Annotated in this window: 12 protein-coding genes and 1 pseudogene; 11 read left to right on the top strand and 2 right to left on the bottom strand. The window is 72.6% G+C overall.

What is annotated here, in order from left to right; translation table 11 throughout:
• Positions 1-8 precede the first annotated feature (8 nt).
• The 5 genes from ACH4SP_RS10165 (at position 9) to ACH4SP_RS10145 (ending at position 5,823) form a co-directional block, all read left to right on the top strand.
• Positions 9-824, top strand: coding sequence for a TetR/AcrR family transcriptional regulator (locus ACH4SP_RS10165; protein WP_398412580.1), 816 nt, complete (start codon positions 9-11; stop codon positions 822-824).
• Between the two features lie 119 nt (positions 825-943).
• Complete coding sequence (locus tag ACH4SP_RS10160; RefSeq protein WP_398412578.1) at positions 944-2,791, top strand: flavin-containing monooxygenase; 1,848 nt, start codon at positions 944-946, stop codon at positions 2,789-2,791.
• A complete protein-coding gene (locus ACH4SP_RS10155) occupies positions 2,788-4,512 on the top strand; it encodes a PQQ-binding-like beta-propeller repeat protein (protein WP_398412576.1) in 1,725 nt (574 codons plus the stop codon). Before ACH4SP_RS10160 ends, ACH4SP_RS10155 begins: the two co-directional genes overlap by 4 nt.
• On the top strand, positions 4,499-5,302 hold the full coding sequence (locus ACH4SP_RS10150; protein WP_398412574.1) for an SDR family NAD(P)-dependent oxidoreductase: 804 nt from the start codon (positions 4,499-4,501) through the stop codon (positions 5,300-5,302). Before ACH4SP_RS10155 ends, ACH4SP_RS10150 begins: the two co-directional genes overlap by 14 nt.
• 80 nt (positions 5,303-5,382) lie before the next feature.
• Complete coding sequence (locus ACH4SP_RS10145; protein ID WP_398413514.1) at positions 5,383-5,823, top strand: MarR family winged helix-turn-helix transcriptional regulator; 441 nt, start codon at positions 5,383-5,385, stop codon at positions 5,821-5,823.
• A 27-nt stretch (positions 5,824-5,850) separates the two neighbouring features.
• Here the strand turns inward: ACH4SP_RS10145 and ACH4SP_RS10140 are convergent, their stop codons facing one another.
• The gene (locus ACH4SP_RS10140) at positions 5,851-7,500 is read right to left on the bottom strand and encodes an alpha/beta hydrolase (RefSeq protein WP_398412571.1); all 1,650 of its coding nucleotides are present in this window, start codon (positions 7,498-7,500) and stop codon (positions 5,851-5,853) included.
• Between the two features lie 270 nt (positions 7,501-7,770).
• On the opposite strand from ACH4SP_RS10140, the gene ACH4SP_RS10135 reads away from it, so the two are divergent.
• The 3 genes from ACH4SP_RS10135 (at position 7,771) to ACH4SP_RS10125 (ending at position 12,399) form a co-directional block, all read left to right on the top strand.
• Entirely contained in the window at positions 7,771-8,637 is an 867-nt protein-coding gene (locus ACH4SP_RS10135; protein ID WP_398412568.1) for a hypothetical protein, read from the top strand.
• Between the two features lie 76 nt (positions 8,638-8,713).
• Positions 8,714-10,057 (top strand): esterase-like activity of phytase family protein, encoded by a 1,344-nt coding sequence (locus tag ACH4SP_RS10130; protein ID WP_398412565.1) that lies wholly within the window; start codon positions 8,714-8,716, stop codon positions 10,055-10,057.
• Positions 10,058-10,131: 74 nt separating this feature from the next.
• Positions 10,132-12,399 (top strand): RNA ligase, encoded by a 2,268-nt coding sequence (locus tag ACH4SP_RS10125; protein WP_398412563.1) that lies wholly within the window; start codon positions 10,132-10,134, stop codon positions 12,397-12,399.
• Positions 12,400-12,446: 47 nt separating this feature from the next.
• Here the strand turns inward: ACH4SP_RS10125 and ACH4SP_RS10120 are convergent, their stop codons facing one another.
• Complete coding sequence (locus tag ACH4SP_RS10120; protein WP_398412561.1) at positions 12,447-13,673, bottom strand: PAS domain-containing protein; 1,227 nt, start codon at positions 13,671-13,673, stop codon at positions 12,447-12,449.
• 284 nt (positions 13,674-13,957) lie between these two features.
• Here ACH4SP_RS10120 and ACH4SP_RS10115 point away from each other — a divergent pair.
• The 3 genes and pseudogenes from ACH4SP_RS10115 to ACH4SP_RS10105 form a co-directional block, all read left to right on the top strand.
• A pseudogene (locus ACH4SP_RS10115) lies at positions 13,958-15,307 on the top strand (acetyl-CoA carboxylase biotin carboxylase subunit family protein); the annotation flags it as partial.
• A 674-nt stretch (positions 15,308-15,981) separates the two neighbouring features.
• The gene (locus tag ACH4SP_RS10110) at positions 15,982-18,018 is read left to right on the top strand and encodes a PEP/pyruvate-binding domain-containing protein (RefSeq protein ID WP_398412558.1); all 2,037 of its coding nucleotides are present in this window, start codon (positions 15,982-15,984) and stop codon (positions 18,016-18,018) included.
• Positions 18,015-19,304: an MFS transporter gene (locus ACH4SP_RS10105; protein ID WP_398412556.1), complete on the top strand. Its 1,290-nt coding sequence runs from the start codon at positions 18,015-18,017 to the stop codon at positions 19,302-19,304. Before ACH4SP_RS10110 ends, ACH4SP_RS10105 begins: the two co-directional genes overlap by 4 nt.
• The last annotated feature ends 20 nt before the right edge of the window (positions 19,305-19,324 follow it).

Below are 19,324 nucleotides of genomic sequence, written 5' to 3'. Positions count from 1 at the left end.
ATGCGCACATGGCAGAAACGGCAGGCAGGGCGAGCGGCGGCGGCACACGGGGCGAACGTCCGCAGGACAAGCGTTCGCAGAGCGACAGCACCAGCAAGGGCGGCGCCACGGGGCGGGGTGCCGCCAGGAGCGCGGGGCGGCCCCGCCGCGTCGAGCCGGACGCGATCGTCGCCGTCGCGCGGCGCATCGTGGAGGAGGAGGGCGTCGACGCCGTGACCATGCGCCGGGTGGCGCGGGAGATCGGCGTGACGCCGATGGCGCTGTACCACCATGTGCGCGACAAGGACCAGCTGTTGATGCTGGTGCTCGCGGGCACGGCGGCGACCCTCCCCCGCCCGGAGCTGCCCGAGGATCCGCGCGAGCGGCTGATCGCGGTCGCCGTCCACATGCACGCCACACTGCGGCAGGTGCCGTGGGTGGTGGAGATCCTGAGCCTGGGCGACCTGACGGACAAGGGCGCCCTCTGGATGATCGAGGAGATCGTCGACTCGGCGATCCGGTGCGGGCTGACACCGGGCGCGGCAGTGCGCCTGTACCGGACCCTCTGGCACTGCGTGTTCGGCGAGCTGGTCTTCCACCGGGCGATGACCCGCCGCAGCGCGGACCCGGACCGCAAGCGCTACTTTCCCGAGATCCTCACCGAGGCCGATACCGATACCTCTACCGGCACCGGCACCGGCACCGGCACCGGCACCGGAAAGCTTCCCCGGCTGACCGAACTCGCCCCGCAATGGGTCGAGTTGACCGAGGACTACGAGATGGCGGAGCAGCTCACGGCCGTGGTGGACGGCCTCCTGCGGCACACCGGACCGCCCGCGCGATAACCCCTGGATCTTCAGTGTGTGCAATACACGTGACATGTATGATGCACATCGCCAGGGTGTGGACGGGCGCCTGCCAACGGCGCGGTCCCGCAAGGCAGTTGCCACGAGGAAGGATCTCCATGCCCCTCCCCCACGGCCGGTCGTCGCCGGACGCACAGGACCTCGGGTTCGACCCCGCCGAGCTGCGGGCCCGCTACCGGGCCGAGCGCGACCGCAGGATCCGGCCGGAGGGCAACGGCCAGTACGAGCGCGCCGCCGGCCGGTTCGGGTACTACGACGAGGACCCGTACACGGAAGCCCCGTCCGACCGCGACCCCCTGTGCGACCGGGTCGAAGTGGTGGTCGTGGGCGGTGGGTTCGGCGGTCTGCTCGCGGGCGCACGGCTGCGCCGGGCCGGCGTGGAGTCGATCCGGGTGATCGAGAAGGGCGGCGACTTCGGCGGCACCTGGTACTGGAACCGGTACCCCGGCATCCACTGCGACATCGAGTCGTACATCTACCTCCCGCTGCTTGAGGAGGTCGGGTACGTACCGAAGTGGAAGTACGCGCCAGGCGAGGAGATCCGGCAGCACGCCAGGGCTGTCGGCCGGGTCTTCGGGCTGTACCGCGACGCCGTGTTCCAGACGCAGGTCACCGAACTCCGGTGGAACGAGGCCGAGTCGGAGTGGCTCGTGTCCACCGACCGCGGTGACCGGATCCGGGCGCGGTACGTCGTCACGGCCAGCGGCACGCTGAGCGAGGCCAAGCTGCCGGGCATCCCCGGCATCGAGACCTTCGCCGGGCACACGTTCCACACCAGCCGCTGGGACTACGGCTACACCGGCGGCAGCGCGGAGGGGAACCTCCACGGGCTCGCGGGCAAGCGCGTCGCCCTGATCGGCACGGGCGCCACGGCCATCCAGTGCGTCCCCCATCTTGCCGCGGGTGCGGCGGAGTTGTACGTGTTCCAGCGCACGCCCTCCTCCGTGGACGTACGGGCGAACCGGCCCACCGACCCCGCCTGGGCAGCCTCCCTCACGCCCGGCTGGCAGCGGCGGCGCCGGGACAACTTCCTGGCGCTGGTCACCGGCGACCGGACGGAGCAGGACCTGGTCGACGACGGCTGGACCAGCAGCGCCCGGCTGCACCAGAAGCTCATCCCCAGCGACAGCCACCGGGAAGGACACCCGGAGCTGTCCGCCGAGGAGAACGAGCGCGCTTACGAGCTCGCCGACTTCCAGAAGATGAACGAGATCAGGGCCCGGGTCGACGCCGTCGTCACCGACCCCCGGACGGCCGAGAAGCTCAAGCCGTGGTACCGCTACATGTGCAAGCGGCCCACGTTCAGCGACAGTTACCTGCAGACCTTCAACCTGCCGCACGTCACCCTGGTCGACACCGCCGACCAGCACGGCGTGGAGCGCATCACCGAGAGCGGCGTGGTGGTCGGCGGCACCACGTACGAGGTCGACTGCATCATCTTCGGCACCGGCTTCCGGGTCGGCCTCTCCGGGATCACCTCAGGCCGGCTGCCGGTGTACGGGCGGGACGGGGTCGCGCTGACCGACACCTGGCGGGAGGGGCCCCGTACGCTGCACGGCTTCTACAGCCACGGCTTCCCCAACCTCTTCCAGCTCGGGCCGCTCCAGAACGCCAGTTCCGTCAATTACGTCCACATCCTCGACGAGCAGGCGACCCACGTCGCGGAGGTCGTCGCCGCGGCCCGTGCGCGGCGGGCGCGGTACGTGGATCCGAGCGCAGGGGCCCAGGCGGCGTGGGTCGCGACGATCCGCGAGAAGGCCGCCGACCTGTACGCGTTCCAGGCCGAGTGCACCCCCGGCTACTACAACAACGAGGGCAGGCCCAGGAAGCGCAGCGAGTCGTACGGCGACGGCCCCGTCGCCTTCCACGCGCTGCTGCGGGACTGGCGGGCGAACGGCGGGCTGAGCGAGGTGCTCGTCGACGCCGAAGGTGACGACCGGCCGTGACGGGGTCCGCGGGCAGCCGGTACGGCGCGTCCGTACCGGCGCCCCGGTCGCGTACCCGCTGGGCGGTGCGCAGGCTCAACTCCCCCAATCCGCTGTGGGGTTCGAACGGTGTCGCGTTCGGCCCGGACGGCAGGCTGTACGCCGCCCAGTTCCTGGCGGGGAAGATCAGCGCGGTGGACACGGCCACCGGGGACGTCGAGACGGTGGTGCCGATGGACGGCCCCGTGCAGTCGCCCGACGACCTCGCTTTCGGTGCGGACGGCTCGATGTACGTGGCCGACCTGGTGCCGGGGAGGGTGTGGCGCCGCAGCCCCTCCGGGACGTACAGGCTCGTCTCGGACCAGGTGAAGGTGCCCAACGGCATCACCTGTGTCGGCGACCGCCTCTTCGTCAACGAGATGCGGATGAACGGGCGGCTGCTCGAACTCTTCCCGGACAGCGGCGAGCCTCCCCGGGTGCTCACCGAGGGTCTCGCCCTGGGCAACGCGATGCAGCAGGGCCCGGACGGCTGCCTGTACTACCCGCACATGGTGACCGGTCAGGTCTGGCGGCTGTCGCCCGACGGCGGGGAGCCGGATCTTGTCGCCGACGGCGTGCACGAGCCGGTGGCGGTCCGCTTCGACCTGGGCGGCGCGATGCTGGTGCTCTCCCGGGGCGCGGCCGGTCTCGTGACCCGTGTCGATCTGCACGGAACGGGCGCCCGATCGCTGATCACCAGTGGGCTCGCGGGTCTCGACAACGCGGCGTTCGACGCCGAGAACCGGATGTTCGTCTCCAGCTTCGCGAGCGGCGGCATCACGGAGCTCCACCCCGACGGCCGGACCCGCGAGGTCGTGCCCCGGGGGCTCGACGGCCCGTACGGGGTGACCGTCGACCTGGCGGGCCGGGTGTACGCCGCGGACCACTACCGGGTGGCGGGTCCGGAAGCGGAAGAGGAAGGGGAAGGGGAAGGGGAAGGGGAAGGGGAAGGGGAAGAGAGTGGACAGGGCGCGCCCGGCGGGGTGAGCACCCACGTCCTACGGCCGTTCGCCCACGGCATCAGCGCCGACGGCGGGCTCCTGCACCTCACTTCGCAGTACGGCGAGGTGACCACCTTCGATCCGGTACGGGGAACCACGCGCGTGCGGGCGACCGGTCTGCGGCGGCCCACCGGGATCGCGGCACGGCCCGGGGGCGGACTCGTCGTCGCCGAGACGGACGCCGGGCGGGTGCTCGCGATCGACCTCGCGGCCGACGGGGACGACCGGGTGACCGTCCTCGCCGAGGGTCTGCCCCGTCCCGTGGACGTCGCGCTCGACGAGGACGGCCGGGTGTACGTCAGCGACGAGGAGCTCGGGGCCGTCCTCCTGCTCGGCGACGACGGGCGGGCGCTCCCCGTCGCCGGGGGGCTCGACGCCCCGCAGGGGCTGGTGGTGCGGGAGGGGGAGGTGTTCGTCGTGGAGACCGGCTCGCGCACACTGCGGGCGGTTTCGCTCGCCACCGGGGAGCAGCGTGTGGACGCCGAGGACCTGGCGGTGGGGCTGCCGCCCGGCACCGGTCCGCGGGTCCGGCCCGCGCTGTTCGCCCAGGGGATGCCCGGTGTGGCCCACCCGTTCGCGGGCCTCGCGGCGGCGCCCGACGGCTCCTTGCTCCTGTCGGCCAACGGCGAGGGCACCGTACTGCGGCTGACGCCCCGTCAGTCATCGAGTTCCACCGGAAGGACCCCTGATGCAGAGCAGTGAACAGAGCAGTGAACAGAGCGGCGGGCAGCGGAGCGAATGGGCGGGCCGCAGCGTCGTCGTCACCGGGGCCGCGTCCGGCATCGGGCGGGCGACGGCGCTGAAGTTCGCCGCGGCGGGGGCCCGGGTCCTGGTCGCCGACCTGGACGGGGGCGGCGCCGAGAAGGTCGTCCGTGACGTGGAGCGGGGCGGGGGCACCGCGCTCGCGGTCGTCGGCGACCTGAGCGACCCGCAGGTGGTGGACGCCGTCGTCGAGCGGGCGGTGGCGGCCTTCGGCGGGCCGGACGTCCTGGTGAACAACGCGGGGATCATGGACCGGATGTCGGCCCTGGGCGAGACCGACGACGCGGAGTGGGAGCGCGTTCTGCGGGTCAACCTGACCGCACCGTTCCTGCTGACCAGGGCCGTTCTGCCGCACATGCTCGCGGCCGGGCACGGGTCGATCGTCTTCACCGCTTCCGAGGCCGGTCTGCGCGGCGGCGCGGCCGGCGCCGCGTACACGGCCGCCAAGCACGGCGTCGTCGGCCTGGTCAAGAACCTGGCCGTGATGTACCGCAAGCAGGGCATCCGCGCCAACGCCGTCGCCCCCGGGCCGACCAGGACGCGGATCCACGTCGACGCCGACCCGCAGGCGCACGGGCCCGCCCTGATCAGTCCGCTGATCGGCGCGAACATCGGCCGGCTCGGCAGCGCGGAGGAGCAGGCGGCCGCCATCGTCTTCCTCGCATCGGACGCGGCCGCGTTCGTCAACGGCGCGGTCCTGCCGGTGGACGACGGCTGGGCCGCCGTCTGACGGGCCCGCCGAGAGGGGTATGCATGATGCACACTTCGTTCATCATGCATACGCTCCGTGGTATATCTACGGGCGTGGAAATGCCCCTGGACCAGATCGAGTTCGAGACGATGCTGCTCGGCCGGTACATGAGTCTGCTCACCCATCGGGGCGACGGCCGGCTCGACCGCAGTGCCTACATCCTGCTCAGCCGGATCCTGGCCGAGGGCCCGCTGTCGATCAGCGAGCTGAGTCACGCCTTCGGCCTGGACGCCTCCACCCTCAACCGGCAGACCGCCGCCATGCTCCGGGCCGGGGTCGTCGAGCGCATCCCCGACCCGGCGGGCGGCATCGCCCGGAAGTTCGCCATCACCGACGAGGGCAGACGGCGGCTGGAGAGCGACCGCAACTCCAACCTGGAAGGACTGGCCCGCGTCCTGGAGAACTGGACCCCGCAGGAGGCGGCCCAGTTCGCCCGTGGCCTCGGCCGCTTCAACCGCGACATCGAGCGCCTCGACGGCCGCCCGTGGCCCCGGGACTGACGCGCCCGGGTCGTGTCCTGGGTTCGGTTACCCGCGCTGGTCCGTACGCGGCTCCTTGACGCAGGTCCTGTCCTTCGTCGGCAGCTCGCCGGTGGCCAGGTACCGGTTGACCTCGTCGTCCACGCACGTGCTGCCGTAACGCCCGTAGAGGCCGTGCCGGTTGGCGCCCTCCAGGGTGAGCAGTCTGGAGCTCGGCAGCAGGTCGTGCAGTGCGACGCTGCTCCGGTACGTGGTGCGCGGGTCGCCGGTCGCGGCCACGATCAGCGCCGGGGCGTCGCGCCGTACCCGGGTGGGCTCCTCGCGCGGCCGGTCCCAGAAGGCGCACGGGCCGATGTTGCGGGTCATCGGTCCGAAGAGCGGGTGGGCGCCGCGGCTGCGCTCGATGTCCCGCCAGTAGGACCGGGGATCGCGCGGGGCGGCCACGTCCCCGCAGATGATCGCCTGCTGTACGCCCGAGGGCTCGGTCCCGCCGTGCAGCAGGTAGCGCAGCGTCGCGGTGAACTCCGGTGACAGCGCGGTCGGCGCCGCTCCGTCGGCCGCCTCGGCCAGAACCGACATCTGCTCGCTGAAGGAGGCCCGCGCCTGGTCGGTGTCGTCCGCCGTGGCCGTGAAGAGGAGAGCGGGCACCTGGGTGTCGTCGAGCCGGAACGTGTCGGCGCCGGTGCCGACCTCCAGCGGCCCGCGCGCGGACGCCGCGACGATGCGGTCGACGGTGGCGAGCACCGCGGCACGGGTACGGCCGAGGCCGTAGGTGTCGTGCCGCTCCGCCGCCCAGGCGGCCCAGTCGCCGAGCGCCTTCTCGTTCTCGCGCTCGGAGCCCCTGAGCATCCGGGGGCCGTAGTCGCCGGGGGCGAACGCGCCGTCGAGCACCACCCGGTCGTACCGGCCGGGGAACATCTGCGTGTAGACCGTGCCCAGATAGGTGCCGTACGAGTAACCCAGGTAGGAGATCTTCCGTTCGCCGAGCGCGCCTCGGAGGACGTCCATGTCGCGGGCGGTGTTGCGGGTGCTGATGTACGGGAGCACCGAGGTGCGCGGGCGTACGGAGGCCTGCGGGAGTACCGAGGCGCCCGCGGAGCGGCACTTGTCGGCCAGGCTCTTCTGCAGGGTGACCTGGCGGTCGAAGCCAGCCCGGCCCGCACCGGCCGAGAACCAGGCCGATCCGACCGGCCAGCCGCAGTCCAGGGGGGTACTGCGGCCGACGAAGCGCGGGTCGAAGCCGACGATGTCGTAGCGCGGTCCGACGTCCTTCATCGCCTTGCGGATGACCGGCGGGACCTGGAGCGCGGGTCCGCCGGGCCCGCCGATGTTGAGGAGGAGGGTACCGATGCGGCGGCGGGTGTCGGTGGCCTTGAGCCGGGAGACCGCCACGGTGATCGTGCGCCCCCGGGGGTCGGCGTAGTCCAACGGCACGGTCAGGTCGGCGCATTGCAGGCCGGTCCTGTCCATCTGGCGGCCCGTCTCGCGGCCTGCCGCGTCCTGGGCGCCCTTGGCACAGCTGCCCCAGTCGGGTCGTTGCTGGTAGTAGCGGTCGAGCGGCGCCGCAGAGCCGTGTCCTGCGGGAGTCGCGGCGGCCGTGGCCGGGGTGGAGGCGAGGGCGGGGGCCGTGCCGAGGCAGGCGGCGAGGGCCAGCCCGGTGGCGGAGGCGCGGCGCGCGGCGGGGTGGAGAGGGGGCATGGGTCTCCGTAGGTTGTCTGGTGTCGGTCCGTCGGCCGTCGGTCCGTCGGTCGTCGGTCCGTCTGCTGCCCCGAGGCTAGGAATCCGGCCAGGTGCGGCACATCGCCCACGGGCACGAGGACCCCGGTCCCGCCCGCCGCCGCACCCGGGACCAGCGGCCCGGTGGGCCTCCTCCTCAGGGAGGAGTCGGCCCTGCTGGATGCCCACGGTTCACCGAACCCACGCCCGAAGGTCACCCGGCCCTCATGCACGGCCGTGATCATCTGGCACATGACCTCCACTTCTCGGGCCATCCGCCCGGCCGCCGCCGGTTCGGTGCTCGCCCTCGCCGTCTCCGCCGCGCTCCTCTCCCCCGCCGCCCCCGCGCACGCCGCCGGCAACGCCGTCCCCACCTACGAAGTGAAGATCAACCTCACGGCTGCGGCGCTCGACGCGTCCCACGCCCCGAGCGCGGCGGTCCGGTCGGCGTTCGGCATCACCGGCTCCGCGAAGGCGCGTTCGTACAGCTACTACGACACCGACGACCGTGCCCTCGACGCCGAGGGCTGGAGCGTCCGGCTGCGCCACAAGGACGGCTCGTCCTTCGAGGAGACGTACAAGAAGCGCTTCCCCGTCACCGAGGGGAACCTCGACGCGGCCCTCAACACGGCCAACGCGGCGGGCTTCGACAGCAGCGACACCAACTACAAGGCCGAGGTCGACTGGGGCTACGCCAAGCAGACCCTGAGCTTCAGCAACGAGAAGAAGCGCAGCGCCTCGGGCTACTCCGGCACGTCCCTGCCGTCGAGCGACACCGGGCGCGGCTGGCTGGTCAGCGACGTCCCCGGCAAGCTGAAGGACGCGAAGCCGGGCGGCTGGGGCGCGAGCACACTGGGCGCCTCCCGCGCGCACGGACCGGTGACGGCCAAGGTGTACGGCGGTGCGTGGGGGGACTCCGACGACGCCAGCATCGAGGTGCTGCCGGTGGTCGGCGCGGGCGGTTCGGGTACGGAGTACGTCGTCGAGCTGTCGTTCAAGACCGACTCCGCCGCCGTGGCGGCCGACCTGCACAAGGACTCCATCGCCGTCGCCGAGGCCAAGGGCTGGCTGTACCGGGGCGACATCCTCAAGACGCAGCTCATTCTCGACCGTTACTAGGACCTGTCGAGCAGGGCCTGCCGAGCAGGGCCTGTCCAGCAAGCGAAGTGCCGTGAAGTTCAAGGGAGTTCCTCAGATGAATCCGCGTCCCCTGCGCCGCCCCGCCACCGTGGTGCTGCCGCTGTCCACCGTGCTCGCGCTCACGGCCGTCGCGGGCACCGCCGACGCGGCCCCGACGCGGCACCACCACCCGGACCGCGCCCGCGTCGTCTCCACCTCTACGCTGCCGGACATTCCGCTGGGCGCCTGCAGCAACCGGCTGCTGCCCGGCACCGTCGGCAATGACCGCGGGGTCGACCTGGGCGGCATCGGCAGCGACCTGTACCCGGCCGAGCGGCGCGGCGAGTACTGGACCGTCACCGACCGCGGCCCCAACGGCCAGATAGAGGTGGGCAAGGAGAAGCGGCGCACCTTCCCGGTGCCCGGGTTCAACCCGGCCATCGTGAAGATCCGTGCCGTGGGCGGGCGCGTCCAGGTGCTGCGGTCGATCCCGCTGACCACCTCCGGCGGCGCGCCCGTGACGGGCCTGCCGAACCGGGCGGACCGCGACGAGGCCCCGTACAACTACAACGCCACGAAGCCGCTCGCGTACAACCCGAACGGTCTGGACACCGAGGGTCTCGTCCGGGCCGATGACGGCAGCTTCTGGCTGGTCGACGAGTACGGGCCCTCGCTCGTCCACGTCTCCGCGCACGGCCGGGTCATCGCCAGGCACGTGCCGAAGGGGCTGAAGCTGACCGGGGCCGGCTACCCGGTGGTCGAGTCGCTGCCCCCGGTCCTCCTCAAGCGCAAGATCAACCGTGGTTTCGAGGGGCTGGCGCTGCTGCCCGGCGGCGATCTGGTCATGGGTCTGCAGAGCCCGCTGCTCAACCCGGGGAAGGCGGCCGGGGAGGAGTCGCGGACGACGCGGCTGCTGCGCTTCTCGCCGCGCAAGAACAAGGTCACCGCGGAGTACGCGTACCGGTTCGACGCCGTCGGTGTCGTCGAGCCGGGCCAGACCAAGACGTCCGAGCTCAAGATCTCCGCGCTGGTCGCGCTCGGCGGCGACCGGCTGCTGGTGCAGGAGCGTACGGACAAGTCCACCCGGCTGCACGAAGTGCGGCTGCGGCCCGGCAACGACATCCTGAACTCCCTCTGGGAGTCCGCCACTTCACCCTCCCTGGAGCAGCTCCACGACCCCGCGGCGGCCGGCGTCCCGGTGCTGCGCAAGCGCCTGGTCGTCGACCTGAACAAGGTGAAGGGCGTGCCCGGCAAGATCGAAGGCATCGCGGTCGAGGGCTCGTCGACGCTCGTCCTGCTCAACGACAACGACTTCGGCATGACCGACGGCCCGAAGGCCTTCGACGCGAAGGGCCGCCTGGTCGACAGCGGCGTCGAGACCACCCTCGTCCGCGTCCGGCTGCCCCGGCCGGTGCGCTGAGCCGACCGTCTAAATCGTTTCCGTTCGGATCATCCGGCACGGGAGAATGGGTCCACCTGAAACAGGAGAAACCCATGGCTTCCGCCCGAATCCGTCTCGACCACCTCATGCACCACGACGACCTCGCCAAGGCCGTCGAGATCGGTCACGTCTCGCGCAGGTCGCACCCCGAACTGCCGCTGTCGATCTACGCGTACACCCGGACCTGCCAGTACGAACAGAACTGGACCGAGGTGACGACGCGCTGCCGCGGGCTGGTCGTCGACGACGAGAGCGGAGAGGTGGTGGCGCTGCCGCTGCCGAAGTTCTTCAACGCGTCCGAGCACGCGCGAGGCCGCGCGTACGCACCGGCGCTGCCCGACGAGCCCTTCGAGGTGTACGACAAGGTCGACGGCAGCCTCGGCATCGTCTTCCACCACTCCGGCCGCTGGCACGTCGCGTCCAAGGGCTCCTTCATCAGCGAACAGGCCACCTGGGCACGCCGGTTCCTCGCGACCAAGGACGACAGCGGGCTCGTACCGGGCACGACGTACCTCGCGGAGATCCTCTACCCGGAGAACCGCATCGTCGTGAACTACGGCGACCGGCGCGACCTCGTGCTGCTCGCCGCGTACGGCCCGGACGGCGCCGAAGTGCCGCTCGCCGAGGCCGCCGTGGGCTGGCAGCCGATCGGCTCGGTCGTCCGCGTCCGGCCCGCGATGCCGCTCGCCGAGCTGCTGGAGCTGAGCGCGTCGAGCACCCTGCCCGACGGGGGTGCCTCCACGGGCACCGACGCGGAGGGCTTCGTCGTGCGGTTCGCCTCCGGCCTGCGCACCAAGGTGAAGATCGCCGAGTACGTACGGCTGCACAAGGTGCTCACCGGGATCACCGAGCGGGACGTCTGGCGGGGGTACGGGATCCAGCGCTTCCGCGACAGCGGCCGTCCGCCGAAGCTGGTGGCGCAGGCGGTCGGCTGCTCGATCGCGGAGGCGACCGGCTCGACCCCGCTGGACGACCTGCTGGAGCAGGTGCCCGACGAGTTCGACGCCTGGGTGCGCGGGGTGATCACCCGGCTGGACGAGGCACTCGCCGACCGGGAGCGGGCGATCGACGCCGCGTATGCGACGATTTCCCACCTCGGCGCCGACCGGGCCGCGTTCGCCCGCGCCGCGCTGGCGCTCCCTGACCGTGAGGTACGGGCGGCGATGTTCCAGCGGCTGGAGGGGAAGCCGACCGAGCTCGTGGTGTGGCGCGCACTGAAGCCGGTGACCGCCGATCCGTTCAAGACCGATGAGGACAGCGGAACCGTGTCTGCAGAACCCGCAAGGCCCGTGAAGCCCGTGAAGCCCGTAGAGCCCCTGGAGCCCGCGAATCCTGTGAAGCCCGCAAAGCGCGCGGCTCCTGTGGCGGCCGCAGCGCCCGCGCTGCCCGTCGTGCACGTGATGACCGGTCTTCCGGCGTCCGGCAAGACCACCGCGGCCCGCGCCCTCCAGGCGGAGTCCGACGGCCGGATCCGGCGGGTCAACCTCGACGACCTGCGGGCGATGCTCGACCTGCCCGCCTCTCGCGTCCGCGACGAGTCCCCCGAGGGCCGCGCACGCTCGTACGCGCGTGAGCAGACCGTCCTCTCCGTCCAGGACACGGCGGTTCGGGCGGCCGTCGACGACGGCTTCGACGTGGTCGTCGACAACACGCACCTCACCCCGCACATCCCGAAGCGGCTCAAGGCGGCGGTGGCGGGGCAGGCGGTGTTCGTGGTGCACGACTTCACCGACGTCCCGGTGGACGAGTGCGTACGGAGGGACGCCGCGCGCGACAGCCCCGTCGGCGAGGACGTCATCCGCATACTGGCCGACAAGCACGCCAAGGCGAGGAAGAGCGGGTGGCGGCTCACCGCCGACTGGTTCAACGACCAGACGCCGGTGGCCCCTTACGTCCCTGACCCCGCGCTGCCTTCGGCGGTCATGTGCGACATCGACGGCACGCTGGCGCTGACCGGCAACCGGGGCCCGTTCGACTTCACGCGCTGCGGCCTCGACGTGCTGAACCCGTCCGTACGGGACGCCCTGCTCGCGTTCCGGCAGGCCCACGGCGACAAGCTCGTGCTGCTTTCGGGCCGCGGCGAGGAGTTCCGGGAGCAGACCGAGGAGTGGCTGAAGCGGCACGACGTGCCGTACGACGAGCTGTGGATGCGGCCCGCGAAGGACCAGCGGCGCGACGACATCGTCAAGGCCGAGCTCTTCGACGCGCACGTCCGCGAGCGGTACGCGGTACGGGTCTCGCTGGACGACCGGGACCGGGTGGTCGAGCTGTGGCGCCGGATGGGGCTGCCCACCTGGCAGGTGAACTACGGCAAGTTCTGAGGGTTCCGGCCGGGCCCGGCCTTCTGTGCTGGGCCCGGCCGGGTGCGTCAGGCGGTGCTGAGCGGGTGGGCCGCCGTGGCGGAGCGCGGCGGCCAGGCGCGGGGGGCGAGGATGCCGAGGACGTACGCGCGGGCGACGAGCGCGGGGCGGGTCGCGGCGCCCAGGAGGTCCCGCAGCCGGCTGAGGTGGTAGTCGACCGTCTGCCGGGACAGCTTCAGCGAGGTGGCGATGTCGCCGTTGCTGCTGCCCTCCGCCAGGAGGGAGAGGATCCGGATCTGCGCGGCGGTGAGCGGCGGATGGGCCTCGTGGGCGAGGCTCTGCTGGGTGACGACGGCCCAGACGTGCCGGGCGCGGACGGCGGAGTGGCCGACCGTGGTCAGGTGGAGCTGTGCGCGGCGCTGCCGCCCCCGGGCGTCGACGAGCGTCGCTGACGTCTCCACCCGCCTGGTGCGGCGGGATATCAGCCCGTTCCACCTGCGGTGCAGCCGGTCGAGGCCGGGCTCGGGGGCGAGCAGGGTGTGGGCGCGGCGGCCGACCAGGTCGGGCGGGCTGAGGTGGAACAGTTCGGCGGCCGCCGAACTCGCCTCGATCACGCGTCCGTTCGCCGACAGCAGGGCGCAGGGCAGGCCGCTGTGGTCGCGCAGCGCCTGCAGGTGCTCCTGGGCCTCCTGCCGTTGGACCATGGCGCGGAGGTGGTCCGTGATGTCCACGTAGATTCCGGCGACGCAGGTACGCGCGTTCTCCCGTACGGGGAAACGGTGGCCGACCGCCTGGCCCGTGCTGCCGTCCGGGCGCCGGTAGCCGAGGGTGTGGCGCACCGGCCTGCCCCGGGCGAGCACCTCCTGGTCGAGGGCGCGGAACCGGTCGGCCTCCGCGGGGGCGTCGAAGTCCTCGATGCACCTTCCGGCGAGTTGCTCGGGAACGGTGCCGTAGAGGTGCGCGTAGGCGTGGTTGGCCCACAGGTAGCGGCCGTCGCTGTCGCGGATGAAGGCGGCGGCCGGAGCGAGGTCGACGAGGCCCGCGAAGGCGGCGTACCGGCGGGTGGACCCGGGCGGGGCGTCGGGCTGGGCGTCGGCGCCGGGCTGGGCGCTGGTGCCGGGTCGGGCGTCCGCGTCGGGTTGGGCGTCCGCGCCGGGTCGGGCGTCCGCCTCCGCCGCGAGGTCGCTCGTACGGCCGGGGGCGCAGCCGTCGAACCGGGTCTGCCACGGCCCGTCGACCTCCCACCGGTACAGGGGAAGGTTCCCCAGCAGTGCCTTGAGAGTGGAATCGTCCACAGCGGTATCTCCGTCCATATGCGGCTCCTCGCGGAGACCGTCCAGGCCCTCGCGGAACCCGGCCGGCGGTCCAACGCGGCGTGCGACTCAGGCATTTGCCTGAGTCGCGGGCGTCCCCGATGGCGCTGCGGGCGCCTGCCGCCTGGTCTCCTTGAGTGTGCGGGTGAACACTCCCCGCGACGTACACCGGATGATCCCCCCGCGCTCTACGCGCATCAACCGGGCCTCTACGACGGCACGTACCGGATGTCCCGCATCAATCGGATGAATGGAGACGAATTTCAGTGAGCAAGGTGCTGTTAGTGCATGCCAAGGGTGGTCCGCCGCTCGGTCACGTCCTGTCCAGGACGGCCGCGAGGGCGGAAGTGCACCTGCTGGCGCTCAGCGCTCTTCCTCCCGCCGTGGCGGACTCCGCCCGGCGGCTGTGCGCCTCGGTCGTGACGCCCACCGAAGCGCAGCGGTCCGACCTGGTGTCCACGATCGTCTCGCGGGCGGGGGCCGTGGGCGCGGACGCGGTGCTGACCTTCTCCGAGTACGCGGTGGTGGCCGTGGCCGAAGCGTGCGGGGCGCTCGGTCTCCCGGGGGCGGGCAGCGCGGCGGCGCTCGCCCGTGACAAGCGGCTGATGCGGCGCACCTGGCGGGAACACGGCCTGTCACAGCCGGAGTTCCGGCCCGTCGCCACGGAGGCGGACCTGCACGAGGCGGCCGGTTCGCTGTCCTTCCCGCTGCTCCTCAAGGCGGCCTGGAGCGCGGGTTCCACCGCGCACCAGATCGTCCGCTCCCCGCACGAGCTGTCCGCGGCCTGGCACCGGTCGCGCGAAGTGATGGCCGAATCGGCCCAGTTGGGGTTCTCGGAGCTCCATGTGGCCGAGGCGGACGCGGACTTCGTGGTCGAGGAGATCGTGACCGGCAGCGCCGCGGACTGGTTCGACGAGCCCGGCTGGGGCGACTACGTCAGTGTCGAGGGCGTCGTGGCGGACGGCACCTTCCATCCGGTCTGTCTCAGCGGCCGGATGCCCACGGTCGAGCCGTTCACCGAGCGCGCGGGCATCACCCCCGCGCCGCTGTCGCAGGACGCCCAGGACCGCGTCGTGGCCCTCGCGCGGGAGTCGGTCGACGCCCTCGGCCTGCGGGACTGCGGGATCCACACCGAGGTCAAGCTCGGTGCGGACGGCCGCATGTGGCTGATCGAGACGGCCGCCAGGTTCGGCGGCGCGATGACGGTGCCGCAGATCGAGGAGGTCTTCGGGCTCGACCTCGTCGGCATGCTCGTCGACCAGCTGCTGGGCCGGCCCGTCGAGTGGCCGAAGGAGGCGCTCACACCGGCGCGGGCGCGCGGCGCGGCGGGCTCCCTCGTCGTCCTCGCGGTCGACGGCCGGGGCGCGGCCTGGCAGGACCGCAGGATCTGGGACTTCCCCGTGGTCGCGGCGGACGTCCCCCTCAGCCGGGGCAGCGCGCTGTCGGTGGTCGCGGAGAGCTCGCTCGCCGACGGCAGCCCCGTACCGGTCTACGACCCGGCCGCGGGCGCCAACACCATGGCAGCCCTGTGCCTGCTCTCCGCCACCGACCCGCGGACGGTGCTCCACGACTTCGAGACCCTGGTGGACGCCCTGCCCCGAGTCCTGCCCGCGGCACGGCCCGAGGCCCTGCCCACCGCACGGACCGAGGCCCTACCCGCCGCACGGCCCCAAGCCCCGGCCGCCCCACGCCCCCAGACCCTGGCCACCACACAACCCCAGGCCCTGGCCACCGCACGGCCCCAGGCCCCGCCCGCCGCACAGCCCGAGGCCCTACCCGCCGCACAGCCGGAGGCCCCGGCCGCCCCACAACCCCAAGCCCTGGCCACCGCACAGCCCGAGGCCCTGCCCGCCCCCCAACCCCAGGCCCTGCCCAACGCCCTGGCCGCCGCGCAGCCGGAGGCCCCGGCCGCCGCACGGCCCCAGGCCCTGCCCACCGCACGACCCGAGGCCCTGCCCGCCACACAGACCGACGCCCTACCCGCCGCACAGCCCCAGGCCCCGGCCGCCACACAACCCCAAGCCCTGCCCACCGCACGACCCCAGGCCCTGCCCGCCGCACGGACCGAGCCCCGGGCCGCCACACAGCGCGACGCCCTACCCTCCGCACAGCCGGAGGCCCCGGCCGCCCCACACCCCCAGGCCCTGGCCACCGCACAGACCGACGCCCTACCCGCCCCACACCCCCAGGCCCTGCCCAACGCCCTGGCCGCCGCGCGGCCCCGGGTCGTGCCCGCCGCGCAGACCCAGGCTCCCGCCCCCGCCACCGCGCAGCCCGAGGAGGCTTCCCGATGACCGCGCCGCTGTTCACCGGTGTCACCGAACCGGCCACGGACCGCACGGTCGTCGGCGAGAACCTCTCCCTGCCGCTCTTCCGTACGCTCTCCGGGGTCCTGGCCGGTCATCCGTACCTCAAGGTCGTCGTCGACCGCGCCGAGAACACCTGGCACCTGCTCGACACCGCCGCGCACCCCTTCCACGTCAACTACATCGCCACCCGCGTCCTGGGCATGGAACTGGACGCGCTGGACGCGCAGTTGGACGCCTTCAACGCCTCCGTCTACATGGACCCCGGACGCCGCTTCCTGCTCGGCGTGCTCTCCCTGCACACCGACGAGGACCAGGAGGGCCGCGAGCGCACCTTCCTCGTCCTGGAGACGACCGAGGCCGACACCATGCACGGCGAACTGCTGGACTTCTTCTACGAGTTCGTGAGGGAACGGGTCGACGGCAGGCTCCCGGTGCTGCTCAAGCCCGCCAACCACGGGCAGGAGGAGGAGCTGGCGGCGATCAGCGAACAGCGCGTGCCCCGCATCCTCAGCCACGAGCTCTTCGGCTCCAGGACGCGGACGCCGCTGAACCCCGGCGAGGCCACCGGGCGGCTCCGGTTCTTCCGTACGCACGAGGAGTACGCGGCGGTGGCGGCCGGGCTCGGCTGGACGGACATCGTGGCCATGCCCTGTCTGCCGGACGAGGTCCCCCGGGTGGCCGGCTTCCTCAACACCGCGCCGATCACCCCGCTTTCGCACACCAACGTCCTCGCATCGGGCTGGGGCATACCCAACGCGATCGTGCGCGACCTGGAGCAGCTCGTCGAGAAGGACGGCCTGGACGGCGCGTGGGTCCACTACCGGGTGTACGAGGACGAGATAACCCTGGAGCGGCTGGAGCACGCACCGGACCTGCGGGCTCCGGCCTGGCACCAGCAGCGCATCCGGCTGGAGCCGCCCCTGCTCGAAGAGGCCCCCGTACTGGCCCTGCACCGGCTGCGCGGATCGGACCGGGACCGGTACGGCACCAAGGCCGCCAACCTCGGCGAACTGCACCACGTGCTCACCGGCCGTACGGCCGACCTGACCGCCTTCTACGGGCGGCCCCGCCCGCCCCGCGAGGACCTCTACCAGCACCTCGCGGCCCGGCTCGGCCTGAGCGCAGCCGCCCCGGCCGAACTCCGTTCCCGGGCGGCCGACTTCGCGGCCCGCACGGTCGCAGCGCCCGAGGGCGTCGCGCTCCCCTTCGCACTCCAGCAGCGCTTCCTCGCCTCGTCGCCCGCCGTCCAGCAGGGCATCGGCAAGCTCAAGATGGCGCTCGAACTCGACGCCACCGACGTCCTGGACCCGCTCTGTCTGCAGCTCCAGCAGCTGATCCGGCACACGCCCGTGCCCGGGTGCATCACCCGGCAGATCAGCAGGGCCTTCCCCGCCGCCGCCTCGGGCGAGCGCCTGGTGGTGCGCTCCTCGTCCAACGCCGAGGACCTGCCGGGCTTCTCCGCCGCGGGCGTCTACGACTCCGTCACCACCGTCCGCGGCACCGGTGAACTCCTGGACGCGGTGCGCCAGGTGTGGGCCTCCCTGGTGTCGCCCCGCAGCGTGCGGCTCCGCCACCAGGTCGGCATCTCGCTCGACGACACCTACATGGGCGTGATCGTCCAGGAGTACGTGCCCGCCGCCCTCGGCGGCGTCCTGGTGACCTGCAACCCGACCCGCCGCGAGGACTTCCGCAACGTCTACCTCAACTGTTCCCCCGGCTCCCCCGAGCAGGTGGTCGACGGCTCGGTGCTGCCGCAGCAGTACCTGTACAACACGGTGGAGGGCGGCGGCCGCACCGTCGCCCTGGGCTCCTGGGGCGACGGCCTGTCCGCGGCCACCCGCGCCCGGCTCGCCGCCCTGTCCCTGACGGGGCGGCTCCTGCAGTCCCACTTCAGCGGGACCGGCGTCGGCGGACCGGACTCCGGCGGATCCGACGTGGACAGGCCGCTGGACATCGAGTGGCTGATGACCGGGTCGGGCGACTTCCGGCTGGTCCAGATCCGCCCGTACGCGCTGTGACCGCCACCGCCCGCCGGATCATCCGGCTCAACTACGGCTTCCAGCTGCTGTTCAACCTGCTGTGGTGGATGCCGGTGTTCTACGCCTACCAGAAGGCGGCCGGGCTCTCGGACGGCGAGATCTTCGGCATCCAGAGCATCTACTACGTGGCCTTCTGCCTGTTCGAGATCCCGACCGGGCTGATCGCCGACCGGATCGGCACCCGCAACTGCCTGCGGGCGGGCGCGGTGGTCATGACCGCCGCGAACCTGGCCCCGGTGTTCAGCGCCTCGTACACCGGCTTCCTCCTCCACTTCCTGGCGATCGCCGCGGGCCGTTCGCTCACCTCGGGAGCGGCGAGCGCCTATCTGTACGACGGGCTGCGGGCCGAGAAGTGCGACGCGCACTACCTGAAGGCGGAGGGCACCGCGCGGGCCCTGGGGCTGGCGGCGAAGGTCGTCTGCTGGCCGCTGGTCGGACCTCTGATGTCCGTCGCGCACGCGGCCCCGTACGTACTCAGCGCCGTCAGTGCGGCGGGCTCCCTCGCCTGCGCCGTCGCACTGCCCCGCCTCGCGGGGCCGGGCGGCGGTACGGGCGACGACAGGGGCAGCGGTACGGGGAAGGCGGCGGCCGGCCGGACGGACGGAGGGCGCAGGGGCGGCGCGCTCCTGCGGGACGCGGGCTCCGCACTGCGCTGCGTCGCGTCCTCGCGGTGGCTGGCCCTGGTGATGGTGCAGGGCGTGGCCGTCTTCACGCTGTCCCGGATCTGCCAGGTCAACCTCTTCCAGCCGATCCTGCTGGACCACGGCATCGCGGAGGCCTCGCACGGCGGAGTGCTGGCCGCGATGACGGTGGCGGAGGCGGTGGCCTCGGCGCGCCCCCAGTGGCTGAGCCGTCGTCTGACACCGGTCGCCTGGGTGTCGGTGCTCAGCCTCGCGCTCGCGGGCACGCTGGTGGCGATGACGTTCGGCGGGCCGTGGGCCGTCGTCGCGCTGCTCTGTCTGTTCGCCGCCGCGACCGGCTTCGCGTATCCGATCCAGCGCAAGCTGGTGAACGACGCGGTGCCCGCGCACGCCCCGCGCGCCACGCTGCTGTCGGTGGAGAGCATCGTGGACCGCGCGGTGTGCGCACTGGCCGCGATCGCCGCGGGCGCCTATCTCTCCGCCGGGCATCTGGACGCCCTGCTGTGGCACAGCGCGCTCGCGACGGCGGTGCTGCTCGGGGCCTTCCAACTGCTGCTGCGGAGCGGGGTGATGAAGCGGGACCGCGCCGGAGCCGAGGCGCCGGACATGTCGCGGACCGGCTGACCGACCTCCCGGCTGACCGG

The organism is Streptomyces sp. NPDC021093 (assembly GCF_044333135.1).
Classification (GTDB): Bacteria; Actinomycetota; Actinomycetes; order Streptomycetales; family Streptomycetaceae; genus Streptomyces.
Note: the sequence above shows the minus strand (reverse complement) of the source record. Positions and strands in the feature narration are given on the sequence as shown.